13 protein-coding genes are annotated in these 18,015 nt (G+C 71.8%); all 13 read right to left on the reverse strand.

The annotated features are described in order from the left end of the window. Positions 1-6 precede the first annotated feature (6 nt). Positions 7-1,242, reverse strand: coding sequence for an FHA domain-containing protein (locus IE107_RS29575; protein ID WP_189547421.1), 1,236 nt, complete (start codon positions 1,240-1,242; stop codon positions 7-9). A 130-nt stretch (positions 1,243-1,372) separates the two neighbouring features. Beyond that, positions 1,373-2,731, reverse strand: coding sequence for a vWA domain-containing protein (locus IE107_RS29580; protein WP_189547422.1), 1,359 nt, complete (start codon positions 2,729-2,731; stop codon positions 1,373-1,375). Positions 2,732-2,853: 122 nt separating this feature from the next. Next, positions 2,854-4,188, reverse strand: coding sequence for a protein phosphatase 2C domain-containing protein (locus tag IE107_RS29585; RefSeq protein ID WP_189547423.1), 1,335 nt, complete (start codon positions 4,186-4,188; stop codon positions 2,854-2,856). Beyond that, complete coding sequence (locus tag IE107_RS29590; protein WP_189547424.1) at positions 4,185-6,932, reverse strand: serine/threonine-protein kinase; 2,748 nt, start codon at positions 6,930-6,932, stop codon at positions 4,185-4,187. The genes IE107_RS29585 and IE107_RS29590 overlap by 4 nt, the downstream gene beginning before the upstream one ends. A gap of 61 nt (positions 6,933-6,993) precedes the next feature. Next, positions 6,994-8,319 (reverse strand): hypothetical protein, encoded by a 1,326-nt coding sequence (locus IE107_RS29595; RefSeq protein WP_189547425.1) that lies wholly within the window; start codon positions 8,317-8,319, stop codon positions 6,994-6,996. Positions 8,320-8,422: 103 nt separating this feature from the next. Then, a complete protein-coding gene (locus IE107_RS29600; protein ID WP_189547426.1) occupies positions 8,423-9,478 on the reverse strand; it encodes a glutamate ABC transporter substrate-binding protein in 1,056 nt (351 codons plus the stop codon). Between the two features lie 11 nt (positions 9,479-9,489). Next, positions 9,490-10,881: a GlnX family signal transduction membrane protein gene (locus IE107_RS29605; protein WP_373302525.1), complete on the reverse strand. Its 1,392-nt coding sequence runs from the start codon at positions 10,879-10,881 to the stop codon at positions 9,490-9,492. A gap of 350 nt (positions 10,882-11,231) precedes the next feature. Further along, a complete protein-coding gene (locus IE107_RS29610; RefSeq protein WP_189547427.1) occupies positions 11,232-12,206 on the reverse strand; it encodes an N-acetylglucosamine kinase in 975 nt (324 codons plus the stop codon). After that, on the reverse strand, positions 12,197-13,462 hold the full coding sequence (locus IE107_RS29615) for a 6-phospho-beta-glucosidase (RefSeq protein ID WP_189547428.1): 1,266 nt from the start codon (positions 13,460-13,462) through the stop codon (positions 12,197-12,199). The genes IE107_RS29610 and IE107_RS29615 overlap by 10 nt, the downstream gene beginning before the upstream one ends. A 3-nt stretch (positions 13,463-13,465) precedes the next feature. Further along, the gene (locus IE107_RS29620; protein WP_189547429.1) at positions 13,466-14,377 is read right to left on the reverse strand and encodes a carbohydrate ABC transporter permease; all 912 of its coding nucleotides are present in this window, start codon (positions 14,375-14,377) and stop codon (positions 13,466-13,468) included. Between the two features lies 1 nt (position 14,378). Then, positions 14,379-15,347 (reverse strand): carbohydrate ABC transporter permease, encoded by a 969-nt coding sequence (locus IE107_RS29625; RefSeq protein ID WP_189547430.1) that lies wholly within the window; start codon positions 15,345-15,347, stop codon positions 14,379-14,381. A 7-nt stretch (positions 15,348-15,354) separates the two neighbouring features. Continuing rightward, a complete protein-coding gene (locus IE107_RS29630) occupies positions 15,355-16,692 on the reverse strand; it encodes an ABC transporter substrate-binding protein (protein WP_189547431.1) in 1,338 nt (445 codons plus the stop codon). 48 nt (positions 16,693-16,740) lie between these two features. Beyond that, on the reverse strand, positions 16,741-17,964 hold the full coding sequence (locus tag IE107_RS29635) for an ROK family transcriptional regulator (protein ID WP_189547432.1): 1,224 nt from the start codon (positions 17,962-17,964) through the stop codon (positions 16,741-16,743). Positions 17,965-18,015 lie beyond the last annotated feature (51 nt).

Consider the following 18,015-nt stretch of genomic DNA (forward strand, 5'->3'; position numbering starts at 1 on the left):
CGGACCTCAGTCCCGGCGGATCGTGATCGTCGTCCACGCCCCGACGTGCACCCGGTCGCCGTCCTGGAGCGGGACGGGGACATAGGGCTGGATCGGGTCCTCGGCGCCGTTGATCGTGGTGCCGTTGGTGGAGTTCTGGTCGACCACGGCCCAGCTGCCGTCGGGCTGCTGCACCAGCACCGCGTGCTGGTGCGAGACGCCCGGGTCCTCCGGCGGCACGGACAGATCGATGTCGGGGGACTCGCCGGTGCTCTGCCGGCGGCGACCGACGGTGATCTGGTTGCCGGAGAGCGGAAGCTGCTGCTCCGGGGAGTACGCGGGCAGGTTCAGCCCGGTCGCCTCGGGGCCGCTGCGCTGCATCATCGCGAGGAAGTACTCACGGTCCGGGGCGATGACCGCGGTCCAGCTCGCGGGCGGCTGGTTCTGGCCCTGCCCCGGGAACGGCGGCTCTTCCTGCTGCGACGGGGCCGGCTGCTGCTGCGGGGGCTGGGTGCGGGACGGCGGCGACAGCATCCAGTCGTCGTCGCCACCCTGCGGCCCCTGCGGCGGGGCCGGAGGCTGCGGTCCCTGCGGCGCGGGAGGCTGGGGGGCCGGAGGCTGCGGGGCGGGCGGCGCCGACTGCTGCTGGAACGGCGGCGGCGCGGACTGCTGCTGGAACGGCGAGGGCGGCGCGGACTGCTGCTGGAAGGACGGCGGAGGCGGCGGACCCTGCTGGAACGGCGGCGGGGGCGACTGCGGGCCGGGGGCCGGGGGCACCTGCGGGCCCGGTCCCGGCGCCGGGGGACCCGGAGGGTTTCCCGGTCCGGCGGAGAGCGGCTCGGCCGGGCGGTTCACCTGCGAGGGCCGCGAACCCTGGTACTCGAACGGATCGCTCGGCTGCGGGGCCGGCGGCCGGTGTGCCTGGAAGCCGGGCGGCAGATTGAGGCCGGGCGGCGGGCCGGGTACGCCGTGGGCCGGGGCCAGCGGCGTGTACGACGTCGCGGTGCTCGTGAGGAAGTTCCAGCGGCACTCCTCGCAGAACGGCGCCATCGCCTCGCGGGGCGTGCGGCACTGCGGGCAGAGCTCCGCCTGCTGGGTCGCGTCGGCTCCCGGGCCCGGCGGGTAGCCGTGTCCGGGCGCGGGCGGCGGAGGCGGCGGCGGGGGGACCGCGCCCGCAGGCGCGCCCGCGCCGGTCATGCGATGGCCGCAGACCTCGCACCAGTCATCGGAACCCGACTGGTGTCCGTTCGGGCAGGTCGGCATGTCGGCGCTTCCCCCTCTCCTGGGCCGGCCCCGGGGCCGGCGTATTTTTCCTGCTCTTCGCCCCCGGCGGAGCATTCCGCCGGGGGGTTCGACTATGCGGCTCTGTACTTTTCGCTGTACGGCTCGGTGGTCACTTCTTGACGCGAACGGTCTTGGTCGAGCGCGTCTCGAGTGTCATCTCGTCGGCGTCCGCGACCTTGGCCTTCAGTCGCACAGTACCGGTCGCCGCGTCCACGACGTCCACCACCTTCGAAAGCAGTTTCGCAGTGTCCTCGTTTCCGGACGCCGACGCCAGCTGCACCGCGCGGCCCAGTTTCGCGGTCGCGCCGTCGAAGTCTCCCGACTTGCGGGCATCGAGTCCCTGCTGGATCACCTGTGCCAGTTCCGCCTGGCCGGTGTAGTGCGCGACCTGCGGATTGATCGAGGTGGACGCCGCCATGTCCTCGGTCCACACGGCCCTGACCAGGCCCTGCGAAAGCGTCTGCGGAGCCCCGCCCGACGGGTCGGGGAGGATCAGCGAGACCCTGGACGCCAGCATCTCCTGCCCGATCCCGGCCTGCGGCACCTGCACGCACACGTGGTAGTCGCGGGACTCGTCGCCCCAGGAACCCGTGGGGTAGTCCCCTGCGCGAGGGCCCGCCCCGGTGCGCCGGCCTGTCAGATCGACCACCGTCGGTGCGACCTGTTTCACAAATTTGATCTCGACCCCGACGGGCGTCCAGAGCCGCAGCGCCACATCCGCGACCTCCTTGCCCATCGCGTTCTCCATCATCCGCGTGAAGTCGGCGGCCAGCCCCGCCGGGTCGGCGACGATGTCCGCCGTGCCGAGCAGCGCGGAGGCGATCGCTGTGACCTCTTTCACCTCCCAGTCGGTGCCGACACCGCGGGCGTCACAGGTGAAGCGGCCCGCGCAGGAGTCGAGTGCGGCCCGCAGGTCCTCCGGGGCCTCGTGCTCGTTGCGGCCGTCGGTGAGCAGGATGCCGTGCCGGATGTCCACGTCGGCCGCGCCGAGCAGCCGGTCGGCCAGCCGCAGCCAGGTGCCGATCGCCGTACCGCCGCCGGCGCCGAGCGCGCGCAGAGCCTCCTTCGCCTGGGCCTTGGTCCGCGCGTCGGCCACGGCGAGCCGGCCGTTGCCCGGGTAGACCTCCTTGGCGACATGCGTACCGCCGACGACCGCGAACGAGGTGCCGTCGCGCAGGGTGTCGATGGCCGCGGCCGTCGCGTCGCGGGCGTTGCGCATCTTCGTCGGCGGATAGTCCATCGAACCGGAGCAGTCGACCATGATCACCACGGCGGCCCTCGGTGCCTGTCCGGAAGCGCGCGCGGGCGTCACGCCCGCACCGGACAGCGGGACCCCGCCGGTGGTGCCGCCCCCGGTCGAAGTGACCGTGACGATCGCGTTGACCTCGCGTCCGCCTTCCGGCAGATATTCGTTCTGGTACACCTCGACGGAGAACTGCGGCACGTTCGACTTGGCGAAGTTGGCCATCTGGTCGGCTCCTTGGGACTCCAGGTGTCGGATGAAGACAGCTGTGAGGGAAGAAAAACGGGCGAAGGCGGCGGTCGCGCGGCGGACGGTCGGAACGGGAACCAAGCGTTACGGAACGGGACTCACGGCGTACCGCACGCCGATCCTGCCCCCTGCGGCTCCACGGCGAACGGCAGCAGAGCCACTGTTACGTTGTCGTGGCCCCCGCCGTCGAGCGCGTGCCCCACCAGCACCTGGGCGCCGTGCAGCGGCCGTTGGTGCGCGTCGGCCGGCACCGCCGCGGCCATCTCGGCCGCCGACTCCGCGTAGTTCCACAGGCCGTCCGTGCAGACGACCACGAGACCGGACCGGTCCGGCTTGAAGGAAGCGGTGTGGGGTTCCAGCTCGTACGCGTCGGCGCCGAGCCAGCCCGTGATGGCGTGGGCGCGCTCGTCCGCGTACGCCTCGGCCTCGTTCATCAGCCCCGCCGCCACCATCTGCGCGGCCCAGGAGTCGTCCTCGGTCAGCCGGGCGGGCGGGTTGGCGCGGTCGTCGGGCACCCAGTAGACACGGCTGTCGCCGACCCAGCCGACGACCAGCAGGCCGTCCGCCACGACCGAGCCGACCAGGGTGCACGCCGGGGCGTTCTGGTGGCGGTGCCGCTCGTGCTCCATGGCCCGGCCGGGCTCCTGCGCCAGCGCGTTGACGGCCTCGGCGGCCGCGAGGATCGCCTCGTGCATCGCCTGCTGCGGATGGATGCCGCGCGGGAGCGACTCCAGCAGCGCCTCGTTGGCCGCGCTCGCGGCGGCCGCCGACGCCTCGTCGGGGCGGCTGGCCGATGAGACGCCGTCGCAGACGATCGCGACGACGGCCCATGAACCGTCGGGCAGGGCGGTGGTCGACACCGCGAACGAGTCCTCGTTGCGGTGATGGCGCAGCCCCCGGTCGCTGACGGCGGCCACCGAACCGAGCTCCTGCTCCATGTGGTCGCGCTCGCGCGGCTGGGCGTGACCGCAGTTCTCGCAGTAGCCGTCGGTGTCGACACTTCCGGCCCGGCAGGCCACGCACACCCGGGTACCGGCCGGCGGCGTGGCCGCCAACGGCTCCGCGGCGGGCGTACGGGGGTCGGGCGCGGACGCCGGGGCGGCGGCCGGCGGCGCGGGCGCGGCCAGCTCGAAGTCCCCGGACTCGCCCGGCGCTCCCGATCCGGCCGACCCGCCGGACCCGGCCGGTCCACCCGGTTCCGCCGGTTCGTCCGACGTGTCCCGCCGGTCGAAGCGGACCTCCGCCGCGCCGGCCTCCGTACCGCTCTCTGCCGGCACGTTCAGGGCGATCGTCGGGTGGTCCTGCGGGGCGGCGGGCACGGCCGACAGGTCGTACCCGCACGCACCGCAGAACAGGTCTCCCGGCTCCAGCGGCTCCTCGCAGCCGGGACAGTTCGACAGGGCGGTCCCCTGGGGCTTCTGCGACATTTTCACACCCACGTCCGGGGGCGGAAACGGTTGGCCCGCTCCACCAGTTCGATCCTCTCATCGCCGGGCTCCGCAAGCCTGGCGAGCACCCGGTACGAACGCTCGAGCCCGAAGCGCAGGCCCCGCTCGTCCAGCTCACTGCCGAGCAGCGTTCTCGGCCCGGTCGGCCCGGCAGGCGCGGGCGACCGGGCCCCGGGGCTGCCCGAGAGCACCCAGTCGAGCGCCGTGCCCAGCACCTCGGTCGACAACTGCTCCCGGCGCACCGCGTCCAGCCCGAGACCGGCCAGCCCGGAGACCTGGTCGGAGGCGGCCATCAGATCGGCGATCAGCGGCTCGTCCGGGGCCCTCCCGCGCAGCCGGGCACGTACCGCGGCGACCCGGGCCGCCGTGTAGTGGATCGATGCCTCCGGCACCGACTCCAGTGTCCCGACGGCCCCGGCCCGGTCCCCGGCGGCGATCTGCACCCGGGCCAGCCCGAAGGCGGCGCTGACGAAGCTCGGGTCGGTCGTCCACACCAGCCGGTAGTACTCGGCGGCGTTGTCCAGCTGGCCCAGCACCTCCGCGCAGATCCCCAGCGCCAGCTTGGGCGCCGGCTCGCCGGGGAACGCGTCGTACACCGCGTCGAAGGAGAGCGCCGCGTTCTCGTGGTCACCGGTCACCAGCGAGGTGATACCGCGGCACCAGACGACCCGCCAGTCGTCGGGGTACTGGCCCTCCAGTGCCGTCAGGGTCCGCCCCGCGGCACCGAGTTCGTTCATCTCCAGGCGGGCGCGCAGCTCACGCAGCCGGGTCTCCAGCGAGGCCACGGGCACGGCGTTCAGCGCGGTGATCAGTTCGGACGGGGCGGTGGTCATCAGCCCGGCCAGGAAACCCGCGTTGGGGTCGCTCGCGTCGACCCGGGGCACCGGCAGTGCGAGCGAGGTGGACCGTACGTCGAGCCCGGTCGGCCGGGGGCCGTCCGGAACGGGGAGCCCCGACGGCGCGCCGGGGGCGCCGACCGGGACCCGCGGGCCCGGAATCGCGGCCCGGGCCTGCGTGTGCGCGAGGGACTCGCCGCTTCGGGCCGGCGCGCCGCCGGCCCGGACATGGGTGGGCGGCGCGGTCAGCGCACCGGCCCCCGGCTCGGCGTACCCGGGAACGGGCGGGGCGCCCGCGGGCAGCACGCCCGGCGCGGCGGGCACCGCGGCCGGGGCGGCGCCTCCCGTCCCGCCCCGACGCCCGGAGCGGCCGGACGCGGTGCCCCGGGCCCCCAGCCGGGACACATCGTCCGTCAGCTCGGGGAACAACTGCGTGTCCGTGACCCGTACTTCCGTACCGAACAGTGTCGACAGCGCCGGGCGCGGCCGTCCCGTCTGCAGCGACACCACCTCGCGCAGCACACCCGTCAACTGCTCCGCCATCTCCGCCGCCGAGGCGAACCGCCGCGCCGGATCCGGGTCGGTGGCCCGCACCAGCAGCCGGTAGAACGACTCGTAGGACCGGAACACCTCGATGTTGTCCGGGTCCGGCAGCGAGTCCACGAAGACGTTGGTGTAGCCCTGGAAGTCGAAGGTGAGCACCGCGAGCGTCCGCGCGACCGTGTACAGGTCCGAGGCGACCGACGGGCCGACCTCCGCGACCTCCGGCGCCTGGTACCCCACCGTGCCGTAGATGGCCGACTCGTCGTCGTCCATCCTGCGGACGGCGCCCATGTCGATCAGTTTCAGCTGGTCCTCGGTCTGGATCGCGTTGTCGACCTTGAAGTCGCAGTACAGCAGGTTGCGGCTGTGCAGATGACCGAGCGCCTCCAGCGCCTCGATGCCGTACGCGCACGCCTGCTCCACCGGCAGCGGATCGCGCTTTCCGGCGGCGGTGCGGCGCTCGTTGGCGATGTCCTTGAGCGCCTTTCCGCCGACGTACTCCATCACGATGTAGCCGTCGAGCGAACCGGTGCGCTGGTCGAGGTGCTCGACGAAGTTGTAGATGCGGACGATGTTGGAGTGCTCGATCTCGGCGAGGAAGCGGCGCTCGGAGATGGCGGCCGCCATGGCGTCCTGGTCACCGGTGTCGAGCAGGCCCTTGAGCACCACCCAGCGGTCGGAGACCGCGCGGTCGACCGCGAGATAGACCCAGCCGAGCCCGCCGTGCGCCAGACAGCCGGCCACCTCGTACTGGCCGTGCACGATGTCGCCCTCGCGGAGCTTGGGCACGAACGAGTAGGGGTGACCGCACTTGGTGCAGAACCCCTCCGTGCGGCCCACCCGTTCACCGCGGGAGCGGCCGACCGGGGCCCCGCAGTCGGACCGCGAACAGAACCGCTTCCGCTCGGGCACCTCGGGGTTCTCCATCACCGCCGAGCGCGGATCGGGACGCGGCACGTCCGGCACCTGCACCAGGCCCACACCCAGCCTGCTCCGGGCGGAGGCGCCCGAGGACGAACCGGAGGAGCGCACCGAGACGGAGGGGGCGGTGGCGGAGCCGGACAGCGAACGCGAGAGCCGCCCCGACACCGAACGCCGGGAGGTCGACGAGCGGGAGGAGCGGGACGAACGCGAGGACGCCCGGGAAGAGGACCACGAACCGCTCCTGCTGCCCGCGCCGGCGACCGCGATTCCGGTGGGCGGCGAGCTCACCATCCCGTCCCCGGGTTCCCGGCCCCGCTCGACCGGTGACACCACCGGAGCCAGACCGCAGGTGTCGCAGTACAGCTCACCGCCGCCCATGTCCTCGTAACTGCCCTCGCACGCGGGGCGCTGGCACTGCGTACTCATCGTCGGTCCCCCTGATCGCCCCGCCGCCGAAGCGGCCCTTCCGCCTTGCGTGCACCTGTGGTCATCGCCGGTCCTCCGGCCCCGGCGCCCGGTGCTGGGAGAGCAGTTCGGCCGCCGCCTCCTGGTAGCGCAGCACCGCCTGTCCGGCGACCCGCAGATCGCACGGCGCGCTCCACAGCATCCGACGCGCCGCGTCGTACCGCTCGATCAGCAGCGGGTCCTCGGCCAGACCGTGCCGGGCGACCTTCGCCTTGTACGCGTCGAGCCTGCCGCGCAGCTCCGCCCGCACCGCCAGCGGGGCCGTGACCGCGGTCAACGACTCGCGGGCCCGCAGCAATTCCTCCTCGGCCTCCCGCTCCAGCGTCTCCAGGAGCGGGGACAGCCGGTGCCACTGGGCACGTCTGCGGTACTCCGAAGCGGCGACCAGCCGTTCCTGGAGCACGGTCGCCGGGCCGCTGACCGCCGGCACCTCGGAGGCCGCGATCTTCGCCAGCACCTCGCCGCGCGCCGCGCGGGCCTCGGTCAGGGTGCGGTCCGCGCGGGAGAGGACGTCGCGCAGCTGGACCAGGCGCTGCTCGGCGTCCTGCCGGACCGCGAGCACCGCCTCGATCTCACGGCGCACGTCGTCCAGGGCGCGGGCCGCCCGGTCGTAGCGCGCCGTGTCGGGGCGGCCGCCGCCGGGCGCCGAACTGCCGGGTCCGGACAGCCAGAAGGCGAGCGGATCGGAGATCACCTGCACCCGGAGCGTGGCCAGTTCGTGGGTGATCGCCTCCAGGTCGTCGCCCGCCGGGTGCTCACCGGGCCGCACCCCCACGGAGTGCGCCAGCGAACGGGTGCGGTGCAGCTCTGCGGCGAGCAGGTCTATCCGGGCGGGCAGCGCGGACCATACGGAGTCGGAGGCGACGACCATGTCCAGCGAGCGGGCGTACAGCTCGTTCATCCGGGCGACCAGCTCCTCCAGCGTGAACCGCTCGGAGAGCTTCGCCGGGCCGTTGACCGAGGGATCGGGGCGGGCCGCCGCGTGCGCCACGGTGACGCCCTGGCCGCGCAGCAGCTCGGTGAGGGCCACCAGGTCGTCCCGGTTGGGAAAGCGGCGGCGGGCCCGCACCGCACGTGCCTGGGCGAGCGCCCCCGAGTAGGCGTCGAAATACCCCCACAGCAGCGTGATCGCCTGATCGGTCGAGGCCCAGCGCTCCCTGGTGACACCGGTCAGCTCGGCGCCCTCCAGGAGCCGGCGGCCCGCATGGTCCTGGAGGGCGAGGAGCGAGGTCTCGATCGCCTCGTGCTCCGCGCCGAGCCGGGCCAGCGCACGGTCCGCCTCGTCCCGGTCCATGACCGGGACGGGGGGCCCGGCCGCCTGGCCGGGAAAGGGGCCCGCGACGCCCATCGATCACCTCTCCGCTCTTCCTGCCGGGACGGGCCCCGGCAGGATCAGTACCACTGTCTCTCCGGCGGGTCCGCTCCCTTGCGCCCACCCGGCCGGCCCGGCGTCAGTTGCTCCGGTACTTGGGGGCCGGCGGCGACTTCATCCCCGGCAGACCGTCCTCCAGCCAGCGCTGGTACGACTGCATCCAGCGGCTGTTCGCGCCACCCCTGCGGTAGTCGACCAGCACCTGGTTGACCCGGGCCACCAGATCGTCGGCGCCGAGCTTCGCCGCCACGCCGTAGTACTCGGTGGTGAACGGCTTGCCGCCCTTGAGTTCGACCGCCGGGTCCTGGGCGGTCTGGCCGGCTGCCAGCGCGTTGTCCGTGACCACCGCGTCGACCTCGCCCAGTTGCAGCCGCACCAGGCAGTCCAGCTGGTTGGGGACGGTGAGCTGGTCCTCGTCCGCCTCGGTGCCGTCGTGCGGGTCCTTGAAGACCGCGCCGAACGACTGCTTCTCCAGCGCCTCGTACGCGGTGGAGCCCTCGGCGGTGCAGACCCGCTTGCCGGTCAGGGACTTGTCGAACCCGGTGATCGTCGAGTCCTTCGGTGCGAGGACCTGCTGCCCGGCCTGGAAGTAGGCCGTGGAGAACGAGACCTGCTTGAGCCGGCTGCAGTTGATGGTCATCGTCCGGACGACGACATCGACCTTCTCGTTCTCCAGGGCGGCGATCCGCTGGTTGGTGGGGATGGCCCGGAAGATCACCGCGTCGCGGTCGCCCAGGATGTTCTCGGCGATGGCCCGCACCAGATCGATGTCGAAGCCTTCGAGCTTGTCCTTGCCCTCGCCGGCCGCCGGATTGCGGTACCCCCAGCTGAAGCTGTTCTGGTCGACGCCCGCGATCAGCTTTCCGCGCTTCTTGATCTTCTCGATGTTCGGACCGCTGCCGGAAGACGGCGGAAGGCTCGCCTCCGGGTCCGTGCAGTTGTCGGCCGTGATCTGCACGGCCTGAGCGGTGCCCGGCCCAGCGGCATCCCCGCCGAGGACCTCGGCGCCGCCGTGGGAGAGCGGCAGCAGGGTGAGCGCGGCCGTCATCGCGCAGGCCGCGGCCATGCCCGTCACCCCGCCCCAGCCGCGGAGCCTGCCGCGGGCGGACCACCGGCCCGCGCCCTTCCTGGTCATCGCTCCCCCTCTCACCGGTACTCCGAGAGCCTGCGGTTGACTCCGACGATCGCGGCCACGGCGGCCAGCGCTGCCAGCGCGGCGGCCCCGGTCGGCAGCCCGCCCAGCGCCCCCTGCCCGTTCTTCGCGGCCCGGGTGAACTCGCCCTGCTCATGGGCGAGTGCCTGCTTCAGCGCGTCGTCCACCCGCTCGAAGGACTCACCCGTCGAGTCCTTCGGACCGATGATCAGCGTCAGCGCGCCCTCGTAGTCGCCGCCGTCGTCGGCCGAGCGGGCCGTCCGGTGGCGGCCCTGCCACTCGGAGACGGCGTCGACGGCCTTCGCCACCGGTCCGCTCCCCTGGTCGTCGTCGGCAAGCTTCCCGGCTCTCCGCAGCTCCTCGCCGAGGGCCTTCATGTTCGTGTTGTAGTCGGTCTCGTACTTGTCGTTCCTGCCGTCCGCGGTGAGCACGGCGCCGCGGGCGACCAGAGTGAGGTTCTCATTGGCGCGCGCCTTCAGCGAGTCGATCCGCGCGTGATTGAGGACGTCGAGGGACTGCTGCCCGTTGACATCGGCGGCATGCAGCTCGGCCCGCGCCACCGTGTGCCCCACCGCCAGCCACAGCAGCAGCACCGTGGACGCCGCGGTCGCGACGAGCAGGCCGTGGTTGAACACCCGGTTCGTCCTGCGGTAGTTGCGCCGCTGCGCCCAGACCAGCCCGGTCAGCGCCACGACCCCGAGCCCGAGGGAGAAGAACGGCCAGGCCCTGGCCGAGTCGCTGTCCTCGCCGAGCCGGCCGGTCTCCGCCGCGTACAGCCGCTCCGCGGCCGGCAGCAGCACCTTGCTCATCTGCTGATTGGCGTACCGGATGTAGGCGCCGCCCAGCGGCAGGCCCTGCCGGTTGCCGGCGCGGGCCCGCTCGATCAGACCCGTGTACCGGGGGAGTTGCTCGTTGAGCGTGGTGATCTCCTGCCCGGACTTCGTCGACGCGTCGGTGTTGGCCGCGGCCTTCACCAGGAGGCGGGACGCTTCCCGGATGTCCTTCTCGTACCGGTCGTGGACATCGCGCGGCTCCTGCGCCCCGGCCAGGAAACCGCTTGCGGCGGCGGTGTCGGCGTCCGCCAGCGAGCGGTAGATGGCCGCCGCGTCGGCGCTCAGCGGCTGGCTGCGGCCCACCACGTCGTCGGCGGCGGACGCCCGGTCGGCGATCTCGAAGGCCGTCACCGCCCCGAACGCGACGACGAGCAGGGCCAGTACGGCCCCGATGATCTGGAGCCTGCCCGGCTCGGTGGTGGCCGCGGCCCGCACCTTGTCGGCCGTCACGGACAGAACGCCGCGCTGCGACGGAGCGGGTACGGTCGCGGCCACGGGCGGCTGTGCCCGCTCGTGCTCCGGCGCCGTGTGCACACTCGGCGGGTATGTCACTCGACCTCCCCCTCGGTCACTGACGGTGGCCCGGCCCCGGCCGATCGGGGACTGGTGCCCGGCCATGAAGTATGGCCGCAGGGACCGACATCCACACCAGGAAGTCCGGATCCTGCATCGGCCCACGGACGCGCTCACACGCATTCGATCAAGGCCTGCGCCGCCGATCAAGCCGATCGACGGACCAGTACCCGGAGCGGACCGATCTCCCCACCCATGAACACGTCCGGGACCACGGAACGGTTCCCGTACGCGAGGGTGTCCCGTGGCGCGAGAACGCGACGGATGCGCGAGGGGCGTCCCCCGCGCGAATACGCGGCGGAACGCCCCTTCGGATCCTGACCGACGTGTCAGCTGTACTGAGCACGCAGCCTTTCGTGCACCGCGGCCGCCGCGCCCGTGTGGTCCAGGCCGAGCAGCGCGGCCCCCAGCACCGGCGGCTGGGTCACCACCCGGAGCACGGCCTTCGGGGCGCGCACCGCGAGGAGTTCGGTGATCTTCGCGTCCAACTGCGGGTGCCGGGCCGCCAGTACGCTGCCGCCCAGCACCACCGGCGCCTCCTCGTCCAGCAGGTCCAGCCTGCCCAGCGCGACCGAGGCCATCGCGACGACCTCCCCGGCCAGCCGGTCCACCAGCGCACCCGCCACCCGGTCCCCGGCCGCCGCGGTCGCGAAGAGCACCGGAGCCAGCTCGTGCCGGCGCTCGAACCCGATCCGGCCCAGGTGCAGCGCCTCGATCAGCTCGTACATCGAGCCCAGCCCGAAGTGCCCCGGCAGCGTGCGGACCAGCTCGGTCGGCTCACCGCGGCCGTCCTCGGCCCGCGCGGCGAACCACATCGCCTCCTCGGCCAGCCCCGAGCCGCCGCCCCAGTCACCGGAGATCCGCCCTATGGCGGGGAACCGCGCGGTCCGCCCGTCCGGCACCATGCCGACGCAGTTGATCCCCGCGCCGCAGACCACGGCCACACCACGCGGCTCGTCCACCCCCGCGCGCAGGATCGCGAAGGTGTCGTTGCGCACCTCGACGGTGGCGCCCCAGCCCCGCGCAAGCAGCGCCCCGGCCAGCTGCTCCTCCTCCACCGGGAGGTCGGCGTTGGCGAGACAGGCGGACACATGCGCGAGGGGGCCGGCCGGTCCGCCGGCGAGCTCCAACGCCCGGCCGACGGCCGCGCCGAGGACGTCGACGGCCGCCTCCACGCCCACGGCCGGCGGCTGGAAGCCACCGCCCCGGGCCGTCGAAAGCACCGTCCCGTCCGCACCGATCAGCGTCACGTCGGTCTTGCTGTTCCCCGCGTCGATCGCGAGGACCGAAACGTTCACGCCCACGCCAGGTGCTCCCGGTTGTGCGCGATCAGCTTGTCGGTGAGCGCCTCGGCATACTCGAACTGGCCGATCAACGGGTGTGCGAGCAGCGCCTTGAAGACCCGGTCGCGGCCTCCGCGAAGCGCCGCCTGAAGGGCGAGATCCTCGTACGCCGTCACATTGGCGATCAGTCCGGCGTACAGCGGGTCCAGCTCCGGAACGGCGAGCGGCGTCGCGCCCGTGCCGTCGACCCGCGCCTGCACCTCGATCACCGCGTCGTCCGGGAGGAACGGCAGCGTGCCCTTGTTGTACGTGTTCACCACCTGCACCGCGGAGCCGCCCGAGCCGAGCAGCGAGGACGCCAGGTCCACGGCCGCCTCCGAGTAGAAGGCGCCGCCGCGCTTGGCGAGCAGCGCGGGCTTCTCGTCCAGCGCCGGATCGCCGTACATGGCGAGGAGTTCCTTCTCCATCGCGGCGACCTCGGCGGCCCGGGACGGCTTGGTGCCGAGCTCCCGCACGACCGCGTCGTGCGCGTAGAAGTAGCGCAGGTAGTACGAGGGGACGACGCCGAGCCGGTCGACGATCGCCCGGGGCATGCGCAGATCGCCCGCGATCGTGTCGCCGTGTTCGGCGAGCAGCCTCGGCAGGACGTTCTCGCCGTCGGGGCCGCCGAGACGCACCCCGAGCTCCCAGGTCAGGTGGTTGAGCCCGACATGGTCCAAGTGCACCTCGCCGGGGGTGACGTCGAGCAGCCGGGCGAACTTCCGCTGGAAGCCGATCGCCACGTTGCACAGGCCGACGGCCTTGTGGCCGGCCTGGAGCAGCGCCCGGGTGACGATGCCGACCGGGTTGGTGAAGTCGATGATCCAGGCGTTCGGGTTGGTGCGGCGGACCCGCTCGGCGATGTCCAGGACGACCGGCACGGTGCGCATCGCCTTCGCGAGGCCGCCGGCGCCGGTGGTCTCCTGGCCGATGCAGCCGCACTCCAGCGGCCAGGTCTCGTCCTGGTTGCGGGCGGCCTGGCCGCCGACGCGCAGCTGGAGCAGGACCGCGTCGGCGTCGGCGACGCCCGCGTCGAGGTCCGAGGTGGTGATGATCCGCCCCGGGTGGCCCTGCTTGGCGAAGATCCGCCGGGCGAGGCCGCCGACGAGTTCCAGACGGTCGGCCGCCGGATCGACGAGCACCAGCTCCTCGATGGGCAGCGTGTCCCGCAGCCGGGCGAAGCCGTCGATCAGTTCAGGGGTGTAGGTGGACCCGCCACCAACTACTGCGAGCTTCATAGGTCAGCCCTTTACTCCGGTCAGTGTGACGCCCTCGACGAATGCCTTCTGTGCGAAGAAGAAGACGAGGATCACGGGGGCCATGACCAGTACGGTCGCGGCCATGGTCAGGTTCCAGTCGGTGTGGTGTGCGCTCTTGAAGGACTCCAGCCCGTAACTGAGGGTCCAGGCGGCCGGGTTCTCCGAGGCGTAGATCTGTGGGCCGAAGTAGTCGTTCCAGGCGTAGAAGAACTGGAAGAGGGCCACGGCGGCGATGCCCGGCTTCGCCATCGGTACGACGACCCTGAGCAGGGTGCGCAGCTCGCCGCAGCCGTCGACCTTCGCGGCATCGAGGTACTCGTTCGGGATGGTCAGCAGGAACTGCCGCAGCAGGAAGATGGAGAACGCGTCGCCGAAGGCCATCGGGATGATCAGCGGCCAGAGCGTGCCGGACAGGTCCAGCTGCTTGGCCCAGAACAGGTACATGGGGATGACGACGACCTGCGGCGGCAGCATCATCATCGAGATGACGAGCATCAGCGACAGCTGCCGGCCGCGGAAGCGGAACTTGGCGAGCGCGTACGCCACGGGCAGCGACGACACGACCGTGAGGACGGTGCCGAGGCCCGCGTACAGCAGGGTGTTGCGCCACCAGATCAGAAAGCCGTCGGTTTCGAAGACCTGCTGGTAGTTGCTCCACTCGAAGGGGTGCGGCCACAGATCACGGGTCAGTGCCTGCTGGCCGCTCATCAGCGAGGTGAGCAGCAGGAAGACGAACGGCAGCACGAAGAAGAGCGCGGCGGCGACACCGAGCGAGTGCACGGCGATCCAGTTGAGCAGCGCCTTGCGGCGCGCCCTGCGCCCGGCCGGGGTGTCAGGGGTGCCCGGGGCGGCCTCGGGGGCCGTTTTCCTGGGGGTGTCGAGAACCTGCGCCACGTCACTCACCTGCCTGGATCAGCCCGCTGCGGCGCCGCATCAGCAGTGCGGTGAACGCCATGGCGAGTACGAAGAGAACGAGCGCGACCACGCAGGCGGAGCCGTAGTCGAAGCGCTGGAAGCCGAGGTTGTAGACGAGCTGCGGAAGCGTCAGTGTCGACTTGTCGGGATAGCCCGGTTCGAACTGCTGCCCGGATCCGCCCATCACGCCCGAGGCGACCTTCCCGGCCACGAACGGCTGGGTGTAGTACTGCATCGTCTGGATGATCCCGGTGACCACCGCGAACATGATGATCGGCGAGATGTTCGGCAGTGTGACGAAGCGGAACCGCTGGAACGAGGACGCCCCGTCCAGCTCCGCCGCCTCGTACTGCTCCTTCGGCACGTCGAGCAGCGCGGCCATGAAGATCACCATCAGGTCGCCCACCCCCCACACCGCGAGCGCGGTCAGGGCCGGCTTGGACCAGGCGGCGTCGGTGAACCAGCCCGGCGCGGGCAGCCCCAGCTCGCCGAGGATCGAGTTGACCGGCCCGGTGCCGGGGTTGAGCAGGAAGACGAAGCTGAGGGTCGCTGCCACGGGCGGGGCCAGGTAGGGCAGGTAGAACAGGGTGCGGAAGACCCCGGTGCCCGTCTTGATCTTCGTGATCAGCAGCCCGATGCCGAGGCCGAACACCACCCGGCAGCTGACCATGACCACGACCAGCCAGAGCGTGTTGCGCAGCGCCGGCCAGAACAGCGGGTAGTCGTTGAAGACGAACGACCAGTTCTTCAGCCCGCTGAACTCCGGGGGCGTGAAACCGTCGTAGTCGGTGAGGGAGAAGTAGACCGTGGAGACCAGCGGGTAGGCGAAGAAGACGCAGAACCCGATCAGCCACGGCGACATGAAGGCCGCGGTCCGCAGCGCCGAGCGGCGGCGCCTCGTGGCGAGCGTCGAGTGACGGCGCTTCGGACGGAGCGTGTGCGTGCTCATCGCGGTACTACTTCGCCTGCTCGATCGCCGCGTCGATCTCCGCGGCGGTTTTCTTCAGGCCCGCCGCGATGTCCTTCTGCCTGCCCTTCTCGATGTCGAACCCGAGGTTCTGCAGGGACACCAGGTACGCGCCGCCGTTCACCGAGGGCGGGGTGGTGGTGCTGTTCGGGTTCGCGGCGATGTCCAGGAAGGTCTTGAAGCGCGGGTCGTACTTCAGCTTCGGCGACTTCAGCGCCGCCAGGGTGGAGGGCACGTTGTGGATGGCGTTGGCGAAGTTCACCACCGCATCGGTGTCGGTGGTCATGAACTTCACCAGCTCCCAGGCCGCGTTCTGCTTCTGCGAGGTGGCGGTGATGCCGGCGATGGTGCCGGTCAGGTAGCCCCTGCCGTAGGTGTCTGCCTGGTCGTCGGCGACGGGCATCGGGGCGACGCCGATCTCGAACTTCGGCTTGGTCTCCTCGGCCATCCCGAGCCGCCACTCGCCGTCCAGCTGCATGGCCACCTGGCCGGTGTGGAAGGGGTGCTTGGCGCCCCACTCGTCGCCGAACGAGGTACGGAACTTCTCCAGCTTCTCGTATCCGCCCAGACCGTCGACCAGCTTCTTCTGGGTGCTCAGCATGTCGGCGAAGGAGGGGTCCTCGGCGATGTTCGACTTGCCGTCCGCGTCGAAGTACTTCGGGTTCCAGCCGCCGAGGTAGTGCTCGGTCGTCGACTCGTAGCCGTGGTAGTTCGGCATGAAGCCGAGCTGCTCGTACGAGTCGCCCTTGGGCTTCGTCAGCTTCTTGGCGACCTCGGCCAGCTGGGACCAGGTCCGCGGCGGCTCGGTGATGTGGGCCTCCTCGAACGCGTCCTTGTTGTAGTAGAGCCCGTACGCGTCACCGAGCAGCGGCACGGTGCAGCGCACCCCGTCGAACTGCGTGTACTCGTTCATCGCCTTGGGGAAGGTCTTCTCCGGGTCGATCCCGTCCTTCTTCAGGAACGGATTCAGATCGACGAACGCCTTCGACGAGCAGAACTTGCCGACATTGTTCGTGGTGAACGACGAGACGACGTCCGGGGCGTTCGAACCGCCCGCCCGCAGCGCCTGGTTGATCTTGTCGTCGGTCATGTTGCCGACGACCTTCACATGGATGTTGGGGTGCGCCTTCTGGAAGGCGTCGACCGTCGCCCGGATCGCCTTCACCTCGCTCGGGTTGTTCCAGCCGTGCCAGAAGTTGATGGTCGTCTCCTTGGACGGATCATCGTTGGCACCGGAGTTGCTCTGGGCCGTACAGGCCGAGGCGAACAGAGATATGGCGGCGGTCGCGGCGAGTGCGACGGCCGACTTCCGGCGGTTTCCGGACATGGGGGCGTCTCCCGGTGAAGGATGGGGGCGGGGGAAGGGACGAGCGGGTCAGCGGGACGTGTCGAAGACCTCGTCACGGGTGGTGATGAGGGCGCTCTCCAGCGCGCCGCGCAGCACGGGACGGTGCGTCACCTCACCGGCGATCAGCCGGGGCCGGGAGGCGGCCAGTTCGGAAAGCTCGGCCTCCACCCGGCAGCGCAGCGGCTCGCCGCCGGCCGCGATGACCTCGCCGGACAGCACGACGACCTCCGGGTCGAGCACCGCGGTCAGGGAGGCGAGACCGGTCGCGATGCCGGTGGCGAACAGATCGAGGAGCCGGGGGTACGGGCCGTCCTCGCCCGCCCGGGCGGCCTCCGCGGCGCGGGCGACCAGCCGGGCCGCGACCTCGTGATGGGTGCCGGGGGTGCGGATCAGCTCGTCGTCGATGCCGAGCTGCCGGCCCAGCCGGGACAGCACCTGAGCACCCGCCAGCTCCTGGAAGCCGCCCGCGTTCACCTTGGTGACCTGACGGACCAGCGGGACACCCGGCACCGGCAGGAAGCCCACCTCGCCCGCGCCGCCGGTGAAGCCGCGGTGCAGCCGCCCGTTGATGACGAGGGCGGCACCGAGCCCCTCCTCGTTCCACAGCAGGACGAAGTCCTCGTACCCCCGCGCCGCGCCCAGCCGCTGCTCGGCCACCGCGACCAGGTTCACATCGTTCTCGTACTCCACCGGCATCGGCAGAAAGGCCGCCAGCTCCTCCAGCAGCGTGGGGGAGTGCCAGCCCGGCAGGTGCGAGGCGTACCGCAGCCGCCCGGTACCGGGGTCGAAGGCGCCCGGGGTGCCGATGACGACCCGGTGCACATCGCAGCGGGTGAGCCCGGCGTCCTTCACCGCCCCGTCCAGCGCCTCCGCCACCTGCCGCACCACACCGTCGGCGCGCCGCCCGGGGGTGCGCAGCTCGAACTCCCCGACGGTCTCCCCGGTCACATCGGCGACGGCCGCGACGATCCGGCGGGCGTTCACATCCAGTCCCGCGACATGGGCGGCCCGTGCGTTCACCCCGTACAACTGGGCGTTGGGCCCCGGCCGCCCGGCCACGGTCCCGGTGGCGACGACCAGCCCGGCCGCCTCCAGCCGCGCCAGCAACTGGGAGGCGGTGGGCTTGGAGAGCCCGGTCAGCTTCCCGATCCTGGTCCGCGAGAGGGGGCCGTGCTCCAGCAGCAGATCGAGGGCGGCCCGGTCGTTCATGGCCCGCAGAACGCGGGGGGTACCCGGTGTGGTTCCGGCCATGAGTGCTGCACCTGCCCTCTGTTAGGAAAGTTTCCTATTCGGTGAGAGGAC

Source organism: Streptomyces gelaticus, from assembly GCF_014649535.1.
GTDB lineage: Bacteria > Actinomycetota > Actinomycetes > Streptomycetales > Streptomycetaceae > Streptomyces > Streptomyces gelaticus.

Bases quoted from the DNA above. Each gene is read 5' to 3' on its own strand.
- IE107_RS29600 (WP_189547426.1), bottom strand. From the start codon at position 9,478: ATGACCAGGAAGGGCGCGGGCCGGTGGTCCGCCCGCGGCAGGCTCCGC.
- IE107_RS29635 (WP_189547432.1), bottom strand. From the start codon at position 17,964: ATGGCCGGAACCACACCGGGTACCCCCCGCGTTCTGCGGGCCATGAAC.
- IE107_RS29580 (WP_189547422.1), bottom strand. From the start codon at position 2,731: ATGGCCAACTTCGCCAAGTCGAACGTGCCGCAGTTCTCCGTCGAGGTG.
- IE107_RS29625 (WP_189547430.1), bottom strand. From the start codon at position 15,347: ATGAGCACGCACACGCTCCGTCCGAAGCGCCGTCACTCGACGCTCGCC.
- IE107_RS29595 (WP_189547425.1), bottom strand. From the start codon at position 8,319: ATGGGCGTCGCGGGCCCCTTTCCCGGCCAGGCGGCCGGGCCCCCCGTC.
- IE107_RS29590 (WP_189547424.1), bottom strand. From the start codon at position 6,932: ATGAGTACGCAGTGCCAGCGCCCCGCGTGCGAGGGCAGTTACGAGGAC.
- IE107_RS29615 (WP_189547428.1), bottom strand. From the start codon at position 13,462: ATGAAGCTCGCAGTAGTTGGTGGCGGGTCCACCTACACCCCTGAACTG.
- IE107_RS29630 (WP_189547431.1), bottom strand. From the start codon at position 16,692: ATGTCCGGAAACCGCCGGAAGTCGGCCGTCGCACTCGCCGCGACCGCC.
- IE107_RS29575 (WP_189547421.1), bottom strand. From the start codon at position 1,242: ATGCCGACCTGCCCGAACGGACACCAGTCGGGTTCCGATGACTGGTGC.